The 17647-nt window shown below is 63.2% G+C and carries 21 protein-coding genes; 14 read left to right on the forward strand and 7 right to left on the reverse strand.

What is annotated here, in order from left to right; translation table 11 throughout:
• Window positions 1-60 precede the first annotated feature (60 nt).
• The 5 genes from ccmA (at window position 61) to ILFOPFJJ_RS00945 (ending at window position 3048) form a co-directional block, all read left to right on the forward strand.
• Complete coding sequence (gene ccmA, locus ILFOPFJJ_RS00925; RefSeq protein ID WP_173508715.1) at window positions 61-684, forward strand: heme ABC exporter ATP-binding protein CcmA; 624 nt, start codon at window positions 61-63, stop codon at window positions 682-684.
• Complete coding sequence (ccmB, locus tag ILFOPFJJ_RS00930; protein WP_173508716.1) at window positions 681-1340, forward strand: heme exporter protein CcmB; 660 nt, start codon at window positions 681-683, stop codon at window positions 1338-1340. The genes ccmA and ccmB overlap by 4 nt, the downstream gene beginning before the upstream one ends.
• A 159-nt stretch (window positions 1341-1499) precedes the next feature.
• Window positions 1500-2270, forward strand: coding sequence for a heme ABC transporter permease (locus tag ILFOPFJJ_RS00935; protein ID WP_173508717.1), 771 nt, complete (start codon window positions 1500-1502; stop codon window positions 2268-2270).
• Window positions 2267-2443: a heme exporter protein CcmD gene (gene ccmD / locus ILFOPFJJ_RS00940; RefSeq protein WP_173508718.1), complete on the forward strand. Its 177-nt coding sequence runs from the start codon at window positions 2267-2269 to the stop codon at window positions 2441-2443. Before ILFOPFJJ_RS00935 ends, ccmD begins: the two co-directional genes overlap by 4 nt.
• Window positions 2440-3048 carry a DsbE family thiol:disulfide interchange protein gene (locus ILFOPFJJ_RS00945; RefSeq protein WP_173508719.1) on the forward strand — a complete coding sequence of 203 codons (609 nt, stop codon included), beginning with the start codon at window positions 2440-2442 and terminating at the stop codon, window positions 3046-3048. The genes ccmD and ILFOPFJJ_RS00945 overlap by 4 nt, the downstream gene beginning before the upstream one ends.
• A gap of 18 nt (window positions 3049-3066) precedes the next feature.
• Here ILFOPFJJ_RS00945 and ILFOPFJJ_RS00950 read toward each other — a convergent pair whose 3' ends face one another.
• From ILFOPFJJ_RS00950 to ILFOPFJJ_RS00975, 6 genes are all read right to left on the reverse strand, one after another.
• A complete protein-coding gene (locus ILFOPFJJ_RS00950; RefSeq protein WP_173508720.1) occupies window positions 3067-3657 on the reverse strand; it encodes a DUF2585 domain-containing protein in 591 nt (196 codons plus the stop codon).
• A complete protein-coding gene (locus ILFOPFJJ_RS00955; protein ID WP_173508721.1) occupies window positions 3654-4286 on the reverse strand; it encodes a septation protein A in 633 nt (210 codons plus the stop codon). The genes ILFOPFJJ_RS00950 and ILFOPFJJ_RS00955 overlap by 4 nt, the downstream gene beginning before the upstream one ends.
• A gap of 272 nt (window positions 4287-4558) precedes the next feature.
• On the reverse strand, window positions 4559-6346 hold the full coding sequence (gene ftsY / locus ILFOPFJJ_RS00960) for a signal recognition particle-docking protein FtsY (RefSeq protein ID WP_173508722.1): 1788 nt from the start codon (window positions 6344-6346) through the stop codon (window positions 4559-4561).
• Between the two features lie 15 nt (window positions 6347-6361).
• Window positions 6362-7636, reverse strand: coding sequence for a tRNA (N(6)-L-threonylcarbamoyladenosine(37)-C(2))-methylthiotransferase MtaB (gene mtaB, locus ILFOPFJJ_RS00965; RefSeq protein ID WP_173508723.1), 1275 nt, complete (start codon window positions 7634-7636; stop codon window positions 6362-6364).
• Entirely contained in the window at window positions 7633-8538 is a 906-nt protein-coding gene (gene dapF / locus ILFOPFJJ_RS00970) for a diaminopimelate epimerase (RefSeq protein WP_173510115.1), read from the reverse strand. Before dapF ends, mtaB begins: the two co-directional genes overlap by 4 nt.
• 93 nt (window positions 8539-8631) lie before the next feature.
• Window positions 8632-9648, reverse strand: coding sequence for an MBL fold metallo-hydrolase (locus tag ILFOPFJJ_RS00975; RefSeq protein WP_173508724.1), 1017 nt, complete (start codon window positions 9646-9648; stop codon window positions 8632-8634).
• A 215-nt stretch (window positions 9649-9863) separates the two neighbouring features.
• Here ILFOPFJJ_RS00975 and ILFOPFJJ_RS00980 point away from each other — a divergent pair, with 215 nt between their 5' ends.
• The 7 genes from ILFOPFJJ_RS00980 (at window position 9864) to trmD (ending at window position 14873) form a co-directional block, all read left to right on the forward strand.
• A complete protein-coding gene (locus ILFOPFJJ_RS00980; RefSeq protein WP_246299435.1) occupies window positions 9864-10244 on the forward strand; it encodes a MarR family winged helix-turn-helix transcriptional regulator in 381 nt (126 codons plus the stop codon).
• Window positions 10241-10888 carry a cysteine hydrolase family protein gene (locus ILFOPFJJ_RS00985; protein ID WP_173508726.1) on the forward strand — a complete coding sequence of 216 codons (648 nt, stop codon included), beginning with the start codon at window positions 10241-10243 and terminating at the stop codon, window positions 10886-10888. The genes ILFOPFJJ_RS00980 and ILFOPFJJ_RS00985 overlap by 4 nt, the downstream gene beginning before the upstream one ends.
• A gap of 258 nt (window positions 10889-11146) precedes the next feature.
• Window positions 11147-12724 (forward strand): signal recognition particle protein, encoded by a 1578-nt coding sequence (ffh, locus tag ILFOPFJJ_RS00990; protein WP_173508727.1) that lies wholly within the window; start codon window positions 11147-11149, stop codon window positions 12722-12724.
• A 14-nt stretch (window positions 12725-12738) separates the two neighbouring features.
• Window positions 12739-13074, forward strand: a complete 336-nt coding sequence (locus tag ILFOPFJJ_RS00995; RefSeq protein ID WP_173508728.1) for a chorismate mutase — start codon at window positions 12739-12741, stop codon at window positions 13072-13074.
• Between the two features lie 38 nt (window positions 13075-13112).
• Window positions 13113-13487, forward strand: coding sequence for a 30S ribosomal protein S16 (gene rpsP / locus ILFOPFJJ_RS01000; RefSeq protein WP_173508729.1), 375 nt, complete (start codon window positions 13113-13115; stop codon window positions 13485-13487).
• A 109-nt stretch (window positions 13488-13596) separates the two neighbouring features.
• Window positions 13597-14160: a ribosome maturation factor RimM gene (gene rimM / locus ILFOPFJJ_RS01005; RefSeq protein ID WP_173508730.1), complete on the forward strand. Its 564-nt coding sequence runs from the start codon at window positions 13597-13599 to the stop codon at window positions 14158-14160.
• An 11-nt stretch (window positions 14161-14171) separates the two neighbouring features.
• Window positions 14172-14873 (forward strand): tRNA (guanosine(37)-N1)-methyltransferase TrmD, encoded by a 702-nt coding sequence (gene trmD, locus ILFOPFJJ_RS01010; RefSeq protein ID WP_173508731.1) that lies wholly within the window; start codon window positions 14172-14174, stop codon window positions 14871-14873.
• A 26-nt stretch (window positions 14874-14899) separates the two neighbouring features.
• On the opposite strand, the gene ILFOPFJJ_RS01015 is transcribed toward trmD, so the two are convergent.
• Window positions 14900-15646, reverse strand: a complete 747-nt coding sequence (locus tag ILFOPFJJ_RS01015) for a sulfite exporter TauE/SafE family protein (protein ID WP_173508732.1) — start codon at window positions 15644-15646, stop codon at window positions 14900-14902.
• A gap of 331 nt (window positions 15647-15977) precedes the next feature.
• On the opposite strand from ILFOPFJJ_RS01015, the gene rplS reads away from it, so the two are divergent.
• Entirely contained in the window at window positions 15978-16520 is a 543-nt protein-coding gene (gene rplS, locus ILFOPFJJ_RS01020) for a 50S ribosomal protein L19 (RefSeq protein WP_173508733.1), read from the forward strand.
• Between the two features lie 262 nt (window positions 16521-16782).
• Entirely contained in the window at window positions 16783-17592 is an 810-nt protein-coding gene (locus ILFOPFJJ_RS01025) for a basic amino acid ABC transporter substrate-binding protein (RefSeq protein WP_173508734.1), read from the forward strand.
• Window positions 17593-17647: the final 55 nt, after the last annotated feature.

Consider the following 17647-nt stretch of genomic DNA (forward strand, 5'->3'; position numbering starts at 1 on the left):
AAGGTCCAATCGGAACTTTTTTTGCTGTGCGGCAAAGAGCGTCAAGGAAGCTGAAAATACATGCGCCTGCTGGCTGAAGGTTTGAGTGCAAGGCGCGGCGAGGACCTGATTTTTAACGATATTTCCTTTTCCCTCGGAGAGGGAGAGGCTCTTGTGGTGACGGGTCCGAACGGCTCCGGCAAGTCGACCCTGCTCAGGGTTCTGGCCGGTCTCTTGCAGGCCGAATCGGGCCGGCTCGGGATCGAGGAAGGACCGGCGGAATTCGACCACCCACGCGAGCTCAGCCACTATCTCGGCCACCGCAACGCGATGAAGCGCGAGCTGACCGTCCGGGAAAATCTTTCCTTCTGGCAGCGATTCATGGGTGATTCGCCGGGAGGCTCCGGCGTCGATATCGCCGCTGCGGCCGAAGCCGTAGGCCTTGCCGACATCACGCACCTGCCCTTCGGCTACCTTTCGGCCGGCCAGCAGCGGCGCATGGCCATGGCCAAGCTTCTCGTCGCCCATAGGCCGATCTGGCTGCTCGACGAGCCGACCGCAGCGCTCGATGCGGGGGCGGACAGGCTGTTCGCCGGGCTTGTGACGGGGCATCTCGAACGCGGCGGCATCGTCATCGCCGCGACGCATCAGCCTCTGGGGCTCGGGTCGACGCAGGGCCTGCAGATGAAGGGGTTCACCCTTTGATTGCCCTCTTCTTTCGCGACCTCAAGCTCTCGGTGCGCGCAGGCGGCGGCGCCATGATCGGCGTGCTGTTCTTCATGACGGTCGTTGCCGTCGTTCCATTCGGAGTCGGACCGGATCTCAACCTGCTCGCGCGCATCGGCCCGGCGATGCTCTGGATCGGCGCGCTGCTCGCCTCGCTTCTCGGTCTCGACCGTCTTTTCCAGGCAGAACGCGAAGACGGGTCGCTCGATCTCCTGCTGATGCAGGAGACGCCGCTGCTCATGACGGTGTTCGTCAAATGCGCCGCCCACTGGGCCGCGACCGGCCTGCCGCTTGTCATCGCCTCGCCGCTGCTCGGCCTCTTCATGAACATGAACGAGCTCGCGATCGGCGCGACGATGCTCACGCTTCTTGCCGGAACGCCCGCGATCACCTTCATCGGCGCGGTCGGTGCTGCGGTTGCGGTCGCCCTGCCGCGTGGCGGGCTGCTCGTCTCGATCCTCGTTCTGCCGCTCGCCGTTCCCGTGCTGATCTTCGGCGTCAGCGCGGTTTATGCGGCGATCGAGGAGCCCGCCCCGTTTCTGCCGCCTTTCATGATATTGATGGCGATAACCTTGTTCTTCGCAGTCATCGGTCCGGTCGCCGCAGCCGCCGCGCTCAGGCATTCGGCCGATTGAGGCGCGTTACGGTCAATGAACCGATGCGGTGCGCTTTGCGTTTTGGTTGTGTATGTTTTTGTCCCAAGACCGCTGCGCGTTTTTGGCGACATGCATTAACGCAATCGTGATTGACCGGGGTCAATTGCGGAAGGGATGCTTCCGCGTTAAAGAGCCGATATGAGCGAAAACAGCTTGGCCATACGCAAATTCAGCGATCTCGCCAATCCGACCCGGTTTCTGGCGTTGGCGGACCGTGTGCTGCCCTGGTTTGCCGCCGCCACTGTCCTGTTCTTCGCCGTTGGCCTCTGGCTTTCCTTCACGACCGAGGGCGATTATCAGCAGGGCGAGACGGTGCGCATCATGTATGTGCACGTGCCGGCGGCATGGCTGTCGATGATGTGCTACACGGTGATGGCGATTTCCGCGCTCGGCACGCTCGTCTGGCGCCATCCGCTGGCCGACGTTTCCGCCAAGGCCGCCGCACCGATCGGCGCCTGCTTCACCTTTCTCGCGCTCGTCACCGGTTCGCTCTGGGGCAAGCCGATGTGGGGGGCATGGTGGGTCTGGGATGCGCGGCTGACTTCGGTCTTCGTGCTCTTCCTCATGTATCTCGGGCTGATCGCGCTCAATCGTGCCATGGACGACCCCACCCGCTCGGCGCGCGTCTCCGCCGTTCTCGTGCTGGTCGGCTTCGTCAACATCCCGATCATCAAGTTCTCCGTCGAGTGGTGGAACACGCTGCATCAGCCCGCAAGCGTGTTGCGCCTCGACGGGCCGACCATCGATCCCGAGTTCTTGTGGCCGCTTCTGATCATGGCGGTCGCCTTCACGCTTCTGTTCTTCACGCTGCACATCGCCGCAATGCGCAACGAGATATGGCGCCGCCGGGTAACGTCGCTCCGCCGTCAGGCAGTGCGCAATGCCGGCCGGGAGGCACAGGGACTATGATGAGCCATGCCGCCTATGTCCTTGCGAGCTATGCCGTCGCCGCCGTCACGGTGGCGGGGCTCGTGTTCTGGGTCGTCGGCGATGGCCGCGCCCGTCGGCGTGAATTGAGAGAGCTCGAAGCGGCAGGCATTCGACGCCGCTCGGCGGACGCCTCGGGCGGGGCCGGACGATGAGCAGCACCCACGCGCCCCAGCCGGACGAGCGCAAGCCCGGCGCCTTGCGTTTCCTGTTTGCAGCACTGCCGCTCATCATCTTCGCGGCGCTAGCGCTTATCTTCTGGAGCCAGCTGAACTCCGGCAAGAATGTCAGCGAAATCCCCTCGGCGCTGATCGGAACCAAGGCGCCGAAGCTTGATCTGCCGCCGCTTGAAGGCGCGACGCTTGCGGGCCAGCCGATGCCGGCGCTCAACGATGCGGCGATCAAGGGCAAGCTGACGCTCGTCAATATCTGGGCCTCCTGGTGCGTGCCCTGCCGGCAGGAGCACCCGATCATCCTGCAGCTCTCCAAGGACCCGCGTCTCGCCGTTGTCGGCATCAATTACAAGGACCAGAACGAAAACGCTTTGCGTTTCCTGGGCGAGCTCGGCAATCCGTTTTCGGCGATCGGTGTCGACCCGCGCGGCAAGGCCGCGATCGACTGGGGCGTCTACGGCATCCCGGAATCCTACCTCGTCAGTGCCGACGGTACGATCCTCTACAAGCGTGTCGGTCCTTTTGACGAACGCAGCCTCAAGGAAGGGCTGATGCCGGCGATCGAGAAGGCGCTCGCCGGCTCGTGAGCGGCGAAATCACTGAGGTCAAAGGCCAGCCTGCCAGCCCTTCACCGCGTCGAGCGGCCAGACGAGCATCAGCACGTTGAGGGTGAGATTGTCGCGCACCGTCCAGGCGGTGAAGAGTTCGAGGACGATCGCGATTGCAACTGTTGCAGCGACCGGCAGCCGTGAGGCGAGCAGGAAGCCTGTGGCCATGGCCAGCGTGTCCATGGTGGAATTCAGGATGCTGTCGCCGAAATAGTCGAGCGAGATCGTCGCCGAACGGTAGCGGTTGATCACCATCGGCGTGTTCTCGGCAATTTCCCAGGCGGATTCGATCACGGTCGCGAGAAGCAGGCGCGCGCTCAGCGGCTTGCCGCGCAGAGCCAAGTGTCCGAGGCCGTAGAAGAGGAAGCCGTGGATGATGTGGGACGGCGTGTACCAGTCGGTAATGTGCTGCGAGTTTCCGCTGGACTTGACCACGCCCTCCCAGAACTTGACGTAGCCGCATTCGCAGATCCACACCCGGCCCATGAGATACTGCGTCAGCATCTGGACCACCACGACGCCAAGGCAGGCGATCAGCCAGAACCGGGCCCAGCGTTGTCTGTCGTCGGTCCCGGCTGCGATCGTCACTCGGCGCTATCCTGTTCGAGCGAATGCTTCATGATCAGAGGCATCTGGGCGAGGGTGAAGAGAATGGTGATCGGCATCGTTCCCCAGACCTTGAAGGCGACCCAGAAATCGGTCGAGAAGGAGCGCCAGACGATCTCGTTCAAAACCGCGAGGAACAGGAAGAAGAGGCCCCAGCGGATCGTCAGCTTCCGCCAGCCGTCGTCGTCCAGCTTGAAGGCGGCGTGAAAGACATAGCCGAGCAGCGACTTGCCAAAGAGAAGGCCGCCGAGCAGGATCGCGCCGAAGAGCGTGTTGACGATCGTCGGCTTCATCTTGATGAACGTGTCATTCTGCAGCCAGAGCGTCAGCGCGCCGAACACGAAGACGACGATCCCGGAAACGAGCGGCATCATCGGCAGCGTTCGGGTCAGCATCCAGGAAGCGACGAGCGCTGTCGCCGTTGCCGCCATGAACAGGCCGGTGGCAATGAAGATCGGGCCGCCGAGTTGCGAAAGGGCGGGGAATTCCCGCGACAGCCAGTCGCCGCGCGAATTGGCGAAGAAGAAGACCATGAGAGGTCCGAGCTCCAGCACCAGTTTCAGGAGCGGACCTACTTCTCTCCGCGGCTTGGCGGCCTCGAATGTCGACATTTGCGGATCCTGTTCGTGCATCTCTCGTCTTGCTACTGCATGTTTCCTTAAATCGTAGCCGATTTAACGATAAAAACATGCAGCAATTCAAAGTGCTACAGCGTCCCTTGCGCGTCTGACAAGATGCGCGGGGCTGTAGAGTGGGGCGCGGGCGGAAAACCGCTTCACGCTTCCTCGCCCCGCTCTGACTGCTCATAACACCAGCATTGCGGCAAAACCATATCAGCGCGGCCGCCGGCGTCCAAACGTTCCTTATAGGGCTGCCGCCGTCCTCAGGCAGCGACGCCGGCGATTGCTTCGGCGAAATCCTTCGCCTCGAAGGGCTCGAGATCGTCGACGCCTTCGCCGACACCGATGAAATAGACCGGTAACTTGTGTTTTGCGGAAATCGCGACGAGGATGCCGCCGCGCGCGGTGCCGTCGAGCTTGGTCATGATGAGACCGCTGACGCCTGCGACGTTGCGGAAGATCTCCACCTGCTGGAGGGCATTCTGGCCGGTCGTCGCGTCGAGTGTCTGCAGGACCGTATGCGGCGCGTCGGGATCGAGCTTGCCGAGAACGCGGACGATCTTTTCGAGTTCCGCCATCAGCTCGGTCTTGTTCTGCAGTCGCCCGGCCGTGTCGATGATCAGCACATCCGACTTCTTTTCGCGCGCGAGCTGGAACGCCTCATAGGCAAGCCCGGCGGCGTCGGCGCCAAGCTTCGACGAGACGATGTCGGATTTCGTCCGTTCGGCCCAGATCTTCAATTGCTCGATGGCTGCGGCGCGGAACGTGTCGCCGGCCGCAAGCATCACCTTCAGGCCCGCGCCGGAGAGCTTTGCTGCGAGCTTGCCGATTGTCGTGGTCTTCCCGGTGCCGTTGACGCCGACGACGAGAATCACGTGCGGCTTGTGGCTGAGATCGAGCTCGAGCGGTTTGGCGACCGGCGCCAGCACCTTGGTGATCTCGCCGGCCATGATGCGCGACACGTCCTCGCCGGAGACGTCCTTGCCGTAGCGCTCGGAGGCGAGCGTGTCGGTAATGCGCATCGCCGTCTCGACGCCGAGGTCGGCCTGGATCAGCAGGTCCTCGAGATCCTGCAGCGTCGCCTCGTCGAGCTTCCTCTTGGTGAAGAGGCTGGCGATCTGGCCGGTCAGCTGCGACGAGGTGCGCGCAAGGCCGCGGCGCAGGCGCTGGTACCAGTTAAGCTTCGGCTGGAGCGCGGGTGCTCCTTCCTTCGGACGCTGGTCGAAGATTGCGAAGCCTTTCGGCAGAGCCGGTGCGGCTGAGAGCATCGGTTCGGCTGCCTCACCCCTCTCTGCCCTGCCGGGCATCTCCCCCAGAAGGGGGGAGATTGGAGGCGCGGCGCGCTCTTCGCCAACCGTGGCGTTTTCGTCGACTGTGGCGCCTTCGCGTGTGGAGTCTTCTTTGGTTAGGCCGGGCAATGCGCCGACGTCATCTGTGATGTCGGTCTCTCGTGCGGTTAATTCGGGCGAGGTGGCAAGATCGTCTGTGCCGGCCTTTGTCTCCCCGATGGCAGTTCGGTCGTCCTCGGCGGTTGCCCCGGCCACCTTCCGCTCTCCCCCCTTGTGGGGGAGATGTCCCGAAGGGACAGAGGGGGGTATCGCCGCCATGTCGGTAGCGAGGTCGGTTTCGCTATCAGACACTTCGGCGTGGCCGGAATCGGAGCCACCTCCCTCTGCCCTGCCGGGCATCTCCCCCACAGGGGGGGAGATCGGAGGAGGCGCGCTCTCGCCTTCTATCGCAACGCTCTCGTCGGCAGCGGTCTCGGTGTTTGACTCGACGTTTTCGCTACGGGCATCGACCTCATCCGCGGCGCTCTCGGCCGAGGGCGTAATCTCCGCTGCGCCGGCTTCGGCGTCCTCGATCGCGCCACGGTCGTCCGCTGCGGCAGACTCGACCGCCCGCGGCTCATCGGGAAGATCTTCTGAGGGGACAGAGGGGGGTGTCACCGCCTCAGCGATAGCCGCCTCCGGCGCCTCCTGCGGCGGGGCAGGTTTCTCCTCGACGGCGCCCTTGCCGAAGGAGAAGATCTTCTTGATGAAACCGATTGCCATGGGAATATCCGCGTGTCAGGCCGCAGCCAGCTGTTTTCGCTGCATCGTCAGGTGCTTGCCATTGTGCCCGGTGATCGTGACGTTAATGAGCGACCGCGGCTCGAGGCCGGCTGCATCGACGAGCGTGAAGTTTTCCGTGTGCGCGAGCCCGTTCATCTCGACCAGGATCGACTGCTCGCTGCCAACCATTCGGTCAAGGTGCGCAGCGTGAAGCTCGGTGCCCTTCGCGCGGAGACGGGCGGCGCGTTCCTTGACGAGCGCCCGATCGAGCTGCGGCATGCGTGCGGCCGGCGTGCCGGGACGGGCGCTGTAAGGAAAAACATGCAGGTGGGCTATGCCGCAGTCCTCCGCGAGGCGCGCGGCATTCTCGAACATCGCTTCTGTTTCGGTCGGAAAGCCGGCGATCATGTCGGCGCCGAAGCTGATCTCGGGTCTTAGGCGCCGCACCTGGTCGCAGAAGGCGCGGGCATCGGCGCTCGAATGCCGCCGCTTCATGCGCTTCAGAATGAGGTCATCGCCGTGCTGGAGCGAAAGATGCAGATGCGGCATGAAGCGCGGCTCGTCAGCGATCAGGTCGAGGAGATGCCGATCCGCCTCGATGCTGTCGATCGAGGAGAGCCGCAGGCGCAGAATTTCCGGCACCTGTTTCAACAGCGTCTTGGCGAGCAGCCCGAGCGTCGGCGTTCCCGGAAGGTCGGCGCCATAGCTCGTCGCGTCGACGCCGGTCAGCACGATTTCGCGGTAGCCGCTTTCGACGAGCCGGCGCGCCTGTTCGACGACGGCGCCCATCGGCACGGAGCGGGAATTGCCGCGGCCATAGGGGATGATGCAGAAGGTGCAGCGGTGGTCGCAGCCGTTCTGCACCTGGATGAAGGCGCGCACGTGCCCGTCGATGTGTTTGATCATCTGCGGCGCGGTGGCGCGCACGCTCATGATGTCGTTGACGCGGAGTTTTTCCTCTGCCGAAACGCCGAAATCCGGCAGCGAGCGGTACGAGGCGCTCTTCAGCTTCTCCTCGTTGCCGAGCACTGCGTCCACCTCGGCCATTTCGGCAAAGGTTTCCTTCTCCGTCTGGGCGGCGCAGCCGGTAACGATGATGCGGGCGTGCGGGTTGTCGCGCCGTGCGCGGCGGATCGCCTGGCGTGCCTGGCGCACGGCCTCGCCGGTCACCGCGCAGGTGTTGACGAGAATGGCGTTGTTCAGCCCCGCCTTCTCGGCCTCGGCCCGCATCACTTCCGATTCATAGGTGTTGAGGCGGCAGCCGAAGGTTATGACCTCGACGCCGCTCAAAGCGCCCGCGCTCCGCTGTCGCCAGCCGCTGCGCCGTCGCGCTGAAAGGCGCCCGTCACGGGATCGACGGTACCCGACCATTCCCACTGGGCCGGTCCGGTCATGATGACGTGGTCGTCGCGCTCGCGCCATTCGATGAGGAGCGGGCCGCCCGGAACGTTCACCGTCACTGTCCGCTCCGTCCGGCCCGTCCGGGCACCGCTGACGGCGGCGGCGCAAGCCGCCGAGCCGCAGGCAAGCGTCAGCCCTGCGCCGCGCTCCCAGGTCCTCAGATCCATTTCCTGAGGCGAACGGACGCGGGCGATCGAGATGTTGGCGCGTTCCGGGAACATCGGATGATTTTCGAGCAGCGGCCCGAAGCGATCGAGTTCATAGGACCAGACGTCGTTCTCGACCCAGAAGATCGCATGCGGGTTGCCCATCGAGGCAACGGAAGGCGAATGCAGCACCGGATCGTCGATCGGCCCGATCTGCAGTTCGATCCGGCGGGTGTCGTGGAATTCCTCCGAGAGCGGGATTTCGTTCCAGCCGAAACGTGGGCTTCCCATGTCGACCGAGATCGTGCCGTCGTCATGCTCCTTCGCTTCGAGCAGGCCGGCGACCGTATGGAAGAGGAAGGCCTTCTTGCCGGTTTCGGCCGCGAGCGCCTGGACGACGCAACGGGTGCCGTTGCCGCAAGCCTGCGCCATCGATCCGTCGGAATTGATGATCTCGATCCAGGCATCGGTACCGGCGGCCTTCGGATCGTGGATCGCCATGATCTGATCGAATTCCGTGGCCGGATCGGCATTGAGCGCAATGGCGGCTTCAGGCGTCACGCGATCCTTCCGGCCGCGCATGTCAACGACCAGGATCTTGTTTCCAAGCCCGTTCATCCTGGCAAATTGTACGCTGTCGGCCATGTCGCGATTGTCCAACTGGCCTCCAATTCCGGGGAGGCGTCCTTCATTTGCGCTGTATATGGCGGAAAAGCCCGGAAATTACCAGTGCCCGCTTTATTCGGCGCTCCTTGCGGAGGCGGGAACGTCGAAGACCTCGCCGGGACGCAATGCCCTGAACCGCGTTCGTTCTATGCCGCCTTTTTCGAGCGCCGCCTCAAGGGCTTTCAGCGGCTCCTCGATCCCCTCGTTGGTCAGCCGGAACGTGCCCCAGTGGTGCCCGGCGACGTGCTCGGCGCCGCAGGCGATCATGCCCATGACCGCCTCCTCCGGGTTCTGGTGCTGGGATGCCATGAACCAGCGCGGCTCGTAGGAGCCGAACGGCAGATTGGCGAGGCGGAATGGACCGTGCTTGGCGCGGGCGGCACGATAGTTGATGCCATCGTGAAAGCCGGTGTCGCCGACATGATAGATCTTGCCGGCCGTCGTCTCGATCACGAAGGCGGCCCATAGCGCCATGCGCCGGTCGCCGGAGCGGCGGGCCGACCAGTGGTGGCAGGGCTCGGCGTGGATGATGATCCCGTCTTCCACCTCGACCCGGTCGCCCCAATCGACAACGGACATTTCCGCGTTCGGGACCGAACGCCGGATGATCGTGTCGTTGCCGAGCGGTGTCACGATGCGCGGCGCGTGTTCCGCGTTCAATGCGGTGAGCGTGGCGAGGTCGAGGTGGTCGTAGTGATTGTGCGTGACGAGCACGATATCGATCGGCGGCAGGTCGTCCATGAGAATGCCGGGCGCGTTGCGCCGGTGCGGACCGGCAAAGGTGAGGGGGCTTGCGCGATGCGACCAGACCGGGTCGGTCAGGATGTTCAACCCGCCGACCTGGATCAAGAGCGTCGCGTGCCCGACCATGGTTACCCTTAGACCGTCGCCGTCGACATTGAGGTCGGGTCTCGCCTGACGGAACGGACTGACATAGTGGCTCGGCCATCTTGTCCGGCGGCCGCCGAGCTGCCAGCGCAGCAGATCGCCGAAGCCACGCGGCGCGGTGCCGCCGGGATTGAAGAAGCGAACGCCGTCGAAATGATCCGAAACGGGACCGCTGTAATAGGGATTGCCACCTTTCTTCATTGCCGTCCTCGGCTGCCGTTGCAATGGAACAAGATAGGCGCGCCGGGCGCCTCATCACAGGGTCGAGGCACGGGCCCTTAACAAATTCTTGAAGATGACAACTCGATTGCTATTATGCGCCGATGCTTGTTCGCTTCGATAAACAGGAACGCCTTTACAAGGCTATCAGACTTCTTCGCCCCATCCATCTCAACGTCAACAGGACGGTGGAGAGAATGCTTGAGGGGGCAGGAATTACGGTCGCCGAGCGTGCTGTGCTGGAATTGCTCTGCGGCGAGCCGCTGACGGTGCCGGAAGCAGCAAGGCGGCTATCGATGAAGAGGCAGTTCGTCCAGCGCATGGCCGCCAGCCTCCTGGCGAAAGCCCTGATCGAGAAAAAGCCCAATCCAGAGCATCGCAGAGCCTATTTCTGCGCTCCAACCCCCGCCGGCCGCGAGTTGTTCAACGCGATCCACCAGCGTGAACTCGAACTGCTGCATGCCGCTCTCGGCGACATCAACCAGACGGAGGTGGTGGTGGCTCTCCGGGTGATGACTCGCGTCGATGCGGCGTTCGAGGAACTGGCACGCCAATGGGGTGCGGAGGAACGCGGATGATACCGGTTCTCACGGTGGTCGGGGCGATCGTCTTTGCTGTCGCCCTCTTTGCTATCCGCTTGAGGTATGAGTTGTGGAGGGCGAATACGCCGACCACCGGCGAGCGCATCGACATTTCCATGCGGCCGAACCTGGCGCTGCTCGTCATCGACGTGCAGAAGGATTTCACCTCCGTCGGCGGGAAGTTCGGCTGGGACGAGGCCTATCTGAAGGCGCGCCTTGCCACGATCAGCACGGCCGTCGTCAAGGCGAGCGAAGCCGAAATACCGGTGATCGCCGTCCGTCATGTCTATCGCGCTCCGCTCATCCGGCTGATGATCTGGCTGTTTGGCGAGGGACGGGGAATTCCGGGGTCGCAGGGGCTCGGTCTTTCGTTGCCGCTGACGCGGGATTTCGAGGTGGTGAAATCGTTGAGCGACAGCTTCTCGTCGCCGGAGCTCGAGGGCTACCTCGCCGCCAACAGGGTCGGCACGTTGCTGCTGACAGGACTCGATGGTTGCTATTGCGTCCAGAACACGGCCAACGGTGCGCTCAACCGCGGCTACCGAGTGGAGATCCTCGAAAACGCCGTATTGAGCCGTGACGAGGGTGAATGGCGCAAGCATTCCGAGGCGCTCGAAGGGCGGGGTGCCGTCCTCACCTGAAGCGGCCTCCAGCGAATTTGCCGCCAATCCTTGACTTTTCGCCCGCTTTCCTGTTTATCGCGGCCAATTCCTTCGCAAGTGAAGACTTCGAAGCCGCCGACCGGGCCCCGCAAAGGTATAAAGAGAGCCCGGAGGTCAACATCCGACAGCGCGTTGCGCCCTCGGGTGGTTTTTGGCTTTGCGCCTTGTTTTCCGGGCGAGGGAACCCACGTTTCCGGCTGAACCATTGGTAAAACCGGAAACCAGAAGGAAGAGAGAATGTTCGAGAGCCTCCAGGACCGTCTTGGTTCCATATTGAATGGACTGACCGGCCGCGGCGCCCTGTCGGAAGCTGATGTTTCCGCGGCGCTCCGGGAGGTTCGCCGTGCGCTGCTCGAGGCCGACGTCGCGCTCGATGTCGTGCGGACCTTCACGGAAAAGATTCGTGAGAAGGCGGTCGGCGCCGAAATCCTGAAGTCGATCAAGCCCGGCCAGATGGTCGTCAAGATCGTCCATGACGAGCTTGTCGCAATGCTCGGCTCCGAGGGCGTGACGATCGACCTCAACGCGCCCGCTCCGGTCGTCATCATGATGGTCGGCCTGCAGGGCTCGGGCAAGACGACGACGACCGGCAAGATCGCCAAGCGGCTGACGGCACGGGACAAGAAGAAGGTCCTGATGGCTTCGCTCGATACGCGTCGTCCGGCCGCGCAGGAGCAGTTGCGCCAGCTTGGCGTCCAGACGGGCGTCGATACGCTGCCGATCATCGCCGGCCAGTCGCCGACCGACATCGCTGCGCGCGCCGTCCAGGCGGCCAAGCTCGGCGGCCATGACATCGTCATCCTCGATACGGCCGGCCGTACCCATATCGACGAGCCGCTGATGATCGAGATGGCGGAGATCAAGCGGAAGTCCAATCCGCACGAGATCCTGCTCGTTGCCGATGCGCTGACGGGTCAGGACGCGGTCAATCTCGCACGCAATTTTGACGACCGCGTCGGCATCACCGGTCTCGTGCTGACCCGCATGGACGGCGACGGCCGCGGCGGTGCCGCGCTGTCGATGCGCGCCGTCACCGGCAAGCCGATCAAGCTCATCGGTGTCGGCGAGAAGATGGATGAGCTCGAGGAGTTCCATCCCCGCCGCGTCGCCGACCGTATCCTCGGCATGGGCGATATCGTTTCGCTGGTCGAAAAGGCGGCGGAGAACATCGACGCCGAGAAGGCGGCCGCCATGGCCGCCAAGATGGCCAAGGGCAAGTTCGACCTGAACGACCTCGCCGATCAGCTCCGCCAGATGCAGAAGATGGGCGGCATGGGCGGTATCATGGGGTTGATGCCGGGCATGGCCGGCATGAAGGACAAGATGGCCGCCGCCGGCCTCGACGACAAGCTTTTCAAGCGCCAGCTTGCCATCATCTCGTCGATGACCAAGGCCGAGCGCGCCAATCCGGATATGCTCAAGCATTCGCGCAAGAAGCGCATCGCCAGCGGCTCCGGCACCGATGCCGCTGACATCAACAAGCTTCTGAAGATGCACCGCCAGATGGCGGACATGATGAAGATGATGGGTGGCAAGGGCAAAGGCGGCATGATGAAGCAGATGATGGGCGGCCTTGCCAGCAAGATGGGGCTTGGGGGCCTCGGCGGCGGCATGCCGGATCTCTCGAAGCTCGACCCGAAGCAGCTCGAAGCCCTGCAGAAGCAGGCGGAAGCTGCCGGCCTCGGAAAGCCTGGCGGCGGTCTGCCTGGCGTCGGTGGTGGCGGATTGCCCGGCCAAGGACTACCAGGCTTGGGCGGCGCAAAGCTTCCGGGTCTCGGTTTCCCCGGCCTTCCCGGCTTGCCTAAGAAGAAGTGAGGATCGCGAGACAAATGGTTGATCCCGAGATCAGAGAGGAATTGGCGGGCTACCGGCAGTCGATCGACAATATCGATGCCGCGCTCGTCCACATGCTGGCCGAACGTTTCCGCTGCACCAAGGCGGTCGGCGTTCTCAAGGCCAAGCATCAATTGCCGCCGGCGGATCCGGCGCGCGAGGAATACCAGATCGAACGCCTCCGCCGTCTGGCGAAGGATGCCAATCTGGACCCGGATTTCGCCGAGAAGTTCCTGAACTTCATCATCAAGGAAGTCATCCGGCATCATGAAGCCATCGCCGCCGATCGCTCGCAGCCCGCGAGCAACGCCGGCGCAACCCATTCCGCTTGAAAGAAGCGGTCAAAAGAAGCCTGCAAGGAGTAATTGAAATGGCACTGAAAATTCGTCTCGCCCGTGGTGGTTCCAAGAAGCGCCCCTACTACCAGATCGTCGTCGCCGATGCGCGCAGCCCGCGTGACGGCCGCTTCCTCGAGAAGCTCGGTTCCTGGAACCCGATGCTCGGCAAGGATGACGAAAAGCGCGTCGAGCTCGACGCTGAGCGCGTGAACCACTGGATCGCCCAGGGCGCGCAGCCGACCGACCGCGTCCTGCGCTTCCTCGACCAGGCTGGTCTTGCCAAGCGCCCGGCCCGTAACAACCCGAACAAGGCACAGCCCGGCAAGAAGGCACAGGAGCGTGCCGCCGAAGCCAAGCAGCGTGCCGAAGAAGCAGCCGCAGCCGCTGCCGAAGCAGCCGCGGAATAATATCCGTCAAAACGGTGTGGCAAACGGGTGGCATTTTCATGCCGCCCGTTTTGCTTTATGTGCACACGGAATCCGGACCGCGCCCCGAAATCGGAAATGGATGCAGACCATGAGTAAACTTGAAAATCCAGTCCTGGTGGCGACGATCGGTGCGGCCCAGGGCCTGCGCGGCGAAGTGCGTGCGAAATCCTATACCGCTGATCCGATCGCGCTCGGCGACTACGGCAACCTGCACAGCGCAGACGGGCGCGTCTTCGAGGTGCTCGAGATCCGCGAGGCCAAGAACATGGTCGTGGTGCGCTTTCGCGGCATCAACGACCGGACCGCCGCCGAAGCCCTCAACGGGCTCGAACTCTTCATCGAGCGCGACAATCTTCCCGACGACGATCTCGACGAGGACGAGTTCTTCTACGCCGATCTCGAAGGCTTGGAAGCGGTTGACGGAACCGGCCGGAGCTACGGCTCGGTAACCGGTGTCTTCGACTTCGGTGCCGGTGACCTCTTGGAACTGAAGGGGCCGGGCCGGCGGCCGGTGCTGATCCCCTTTACCGAATGGTCGGTGCTCGAAATCGATCTCGAGGCGGGCAGACTGCTGGTCGATCCAGTTGCGGCCGGCCTTCTCGACGCCAAGGACGACGGCGCCGGCAATCCGTTCCCAAAAAAGAACAAGTGAGCAGTTCGGCGATGTCCTTTCGCGCGACGGTTCTGACGCTCTATCCGGAAATGTTTCCCGGACATCTTGGCGTTTCGCTCGCCGGCAAAGCACTGGAACGCGGGCAGTGGTCGATCGAGCCCGTGCAGATTCGTGATTTCGCCGAGGACAAGCACCGGACCGTCGACGACACGCCGGCCGGCGGCGGCGCCGGCATGGTGCTGAAGCCCGACGTGCTGGCACGCGCGATCGATGGAGTTTCCGCTGACGATGGTCGTCCGCGATTACTGATGAGCCCGCGTGGTCGGCCGTTGACGCAGGATCGCGTGCGGGAACTCGCTGGCGGTCCCGGCGTCGTCATTGTCTGCGGGCGTTTCGAGGGGGTCGATCAGCGGGTCATCGACACCCGCAATCTCGAGGAAGTGTCGCTCGGCGACTACATTCTCTCCGGCGGCGAGCCTGCGGCGCTCGTGCTGCTCGATGCCGTCGTGCGCATCCTTCCCGGCGTGATGGGCAACGAACTATCGGGCCTGCACGAAAGCTTCGAAGACGGGCTTCTCGAGCATCCGCATTACACGCGGCCGCAGGTCTTTGAAGGCCACGAAATTCCAGCCGTGCTCACCTCCGGAAACCACGGCGCCATCGCCAAGTGGCGCGAGGCCGAGGCCCGGAAATTGACGGCGGAGCGCCGGCCGGATCTTCTACAGCGCCGCGCGTCTGACAAGGCGCGCTAGGACGCTGCAGCAGTGCGCGCTGTCGGTCAGCCGGTGAAGAAATAATAGGCGGCGAGCAGCAACCCGACCGCGACGACGAGCGCCCGAATGATCGCCTGGGGAACGCGGCGCGCCGCCCAGACGCCCGAATAGCCGCCAAGGGCCGCACCCGGAACCATGATCGCCGCGTGCAGCCAGGAGACGACCCCGCCTGCGGTAAAGACAGCGATTGCGATTGCGGCAATGACGATCGAGATGAAGTTCTTCAGCGCATTCAGCCGATGGTAGCCGCCGCCGGTCGCGAGCCCCAGCACCGCCAGCATCATGATGCCCATGCCGGCGCCGAAGAAACCGCCATAGACGGAGGTCACCATCTGGCTGGCGACACCGAGGGGACCGATTCGGTGTTCGTCGCTGCGCGCCTTGGGTTTCAGCAGAGGGCCGGCCGCGAAGATCACCGTCGCGGCGATCAGCAACCAGGGAACCATCGCTCGGAAGGACGGGTTGGAGAGCGAAAGCAGGAGCAGCGCGCCCGCAAGTCCGCCGATCGCCGAAATGATGCCAAGGACGATTGCGTTCCGCCGGTCCGCGCGGATTTCCTTGGCATAGGCTAGCGCCGAGGTGATGTAGCCGGGAAACTGGATGATCGACGAGGTGGCGTTGGCAACGATCGGCGGCAGGCCGCCAAGTGTCATGGCGCCGAAGGTCAGAAAGGTGCCGCCGCCTGCGATGGCGTTGACGACACCGGAAAGGAAACCCGAAACAAAAAGCAGAAGAGCTTGGACGATCGTCATGGCTATCCCCGAACCGCGTGGACACCGGGATAGCCGCTGGCGAAATCGACCGCAAGCCCGTCGCCGAAAGTGTGTCCAATGCCTGGAATTTCAGGCAATTCTGATAAAATGCCGTTTCTGAGGCGGCAAGCGCCCGGAAAATCCGCTTTCGGGGATGACAAGGCAGATCGTTTGGTGTATGTGCCGCCCCGGTTCGGGTTCTTTGCCCGTCGACCACCAACAAAGAATGGCGAATCCGCTCCTGCCATAAGTACGGCAAAGCTTGAAGGGAAATCCAACGGGCTGATCGAGAGCGCTCTGGCTGTTTCAGAAGAACGCAAAGGTTAGACCGATGAACATCATCCAGCAGCTGGAAGCCGAACAGGCCGCCAAGATCGCCGCAAAGCGCACCCTTCCCGATTTCTCCGCCGGCGACACCGTCCGCGTCAACGTCCGTGTTGTCGAAGGCAACCGTACCCGCGTCCAGGCCTATGAAGGCGTCTGCATCGCCCGTTCCGGCGGCGGCATCAACGAGAGCTTCACCGTTCGCAAGATCTCCTACGGCGAAGGCGTCGAGCGCGTATTCCCGGTTTATTCTCCGCTCGTAGAGAGCGTCGAAGTGGTCCGCCGCGGTAAGGTTCGTCGCGCCAAGCTCTACTATCTGCGTGATCGTCGCGGCAAGTCGGCCCGTATCGTCGAGAACACCGGCACGCGCGCCCGCAAGCTGAACGAAGCCGAGCGCCAGGCCGTTGCCGACGAAAAGGCACGCATCGAGGCTGAAAAGGTTGCGGCCGCCCAGGCGCTTGCCGCCGAGAAGGCAGCAGCGGAAGCCGCCGAAGCAAAGGCAGCAGCCGAAGCTGCCGAGGCAAAGGCAGCGGAAAACGCCGCAGAATAAGATTTCAAATCCTAGGATTTGCAGAAAGGCGGCCTCGGGGCCGCCTTTCTTTTTTGTCGCCAGAGCGTCCTTGGCGCGTTCATGCACGCGCGGCGCTCTGAAGCGGGATCCCGGAAAAGCGGCTTTCAACCCGCACCCCTCGATCTTCAAAATCGGATGGCAATGATTTTGCGTCGATCCCAAATCATTGTGATCTATCTGCTTGTCTTCCCGGTGAAATTTGTGACATTTTCTGTCGCCACAATTTTCGGGAGCTTCTCCAATGACATGCCGTCGCCATGTGCTTGCGGGTATCGCCGCAGCCCTCGCCGTTCCATTCGCATTCTCCGCGCCCGCCGTCGCGAGCGATCTGCCGGATCTCGGCGGCAAGACGGTTGTCGTCGTCACCGAGAATGCCTATCCGCCGCTGCAATTCGTCGATCCGAAGACCGGCCAGGCCGTCGGATGGGAGTATGATGCGATGAACGAGATCGCCAAGCGGCTGAACTTCAAGGTCGAATACCAGAACACCAGTTGGGACGCGATGATTCAGGCAGTCTCCGATGGCCAGTACCAGATCGGCATGACCGGCATCACCATCAAGGACGACCGCAAGGAAAAGGTCGACTTCTCCGACCCTTATATGCGCTCGCAGCAGTTCATGCTGGTGCGTGGCGACGAAACCCGCTTCAAGGACGCCAAGAGCTTCGCCGCAGTCGAGGATGCACTGATCGGCGCCCAGCCCGGCACTTCGCCGTTCTACACGGCGGTCTATGAGATCCTTGACGGCAACGAGCAGAACCCGCGCATCAAGCTGTTCGAGACCTTTGGCGCGACGGTGCAGGCCTTGAAGGCCGGCGACGTCGACCTTGTGCTGACCGACAGCGTGGCCGCGAAGGGCTATGTCGATTCTTCGGAAGGCAAGCTCAAGGTCGTCGGCGAGCCGCTCGGCACCGAGGATTTCGGCTTCATCTTCCCGAAGGGCTCCGATCTCGTCGCCCCGATCAATGCTGCCATCAAGGCGCTGAAGGAGGACGGCACTCTCGATGCGCTGAACAAGAAGTGGTTCCTCGACTACAAGATGGGCGGCTGATCGCCTGAGCAGGGATGAGGAAAAGTGTGTGCGGTTTTCCGCCCGCATCCCCGCT

Source organism: Sinorhizobium psoraleae (assembly GCF_013283645.1).
Taxonomy (GTDB): Bacteria; Pseudomonadota; Alphaproteobacteria; order Rhizobiales; family Rhizobiaceae; genus Sinorhizobium; species Sinorhizobium psoraleae.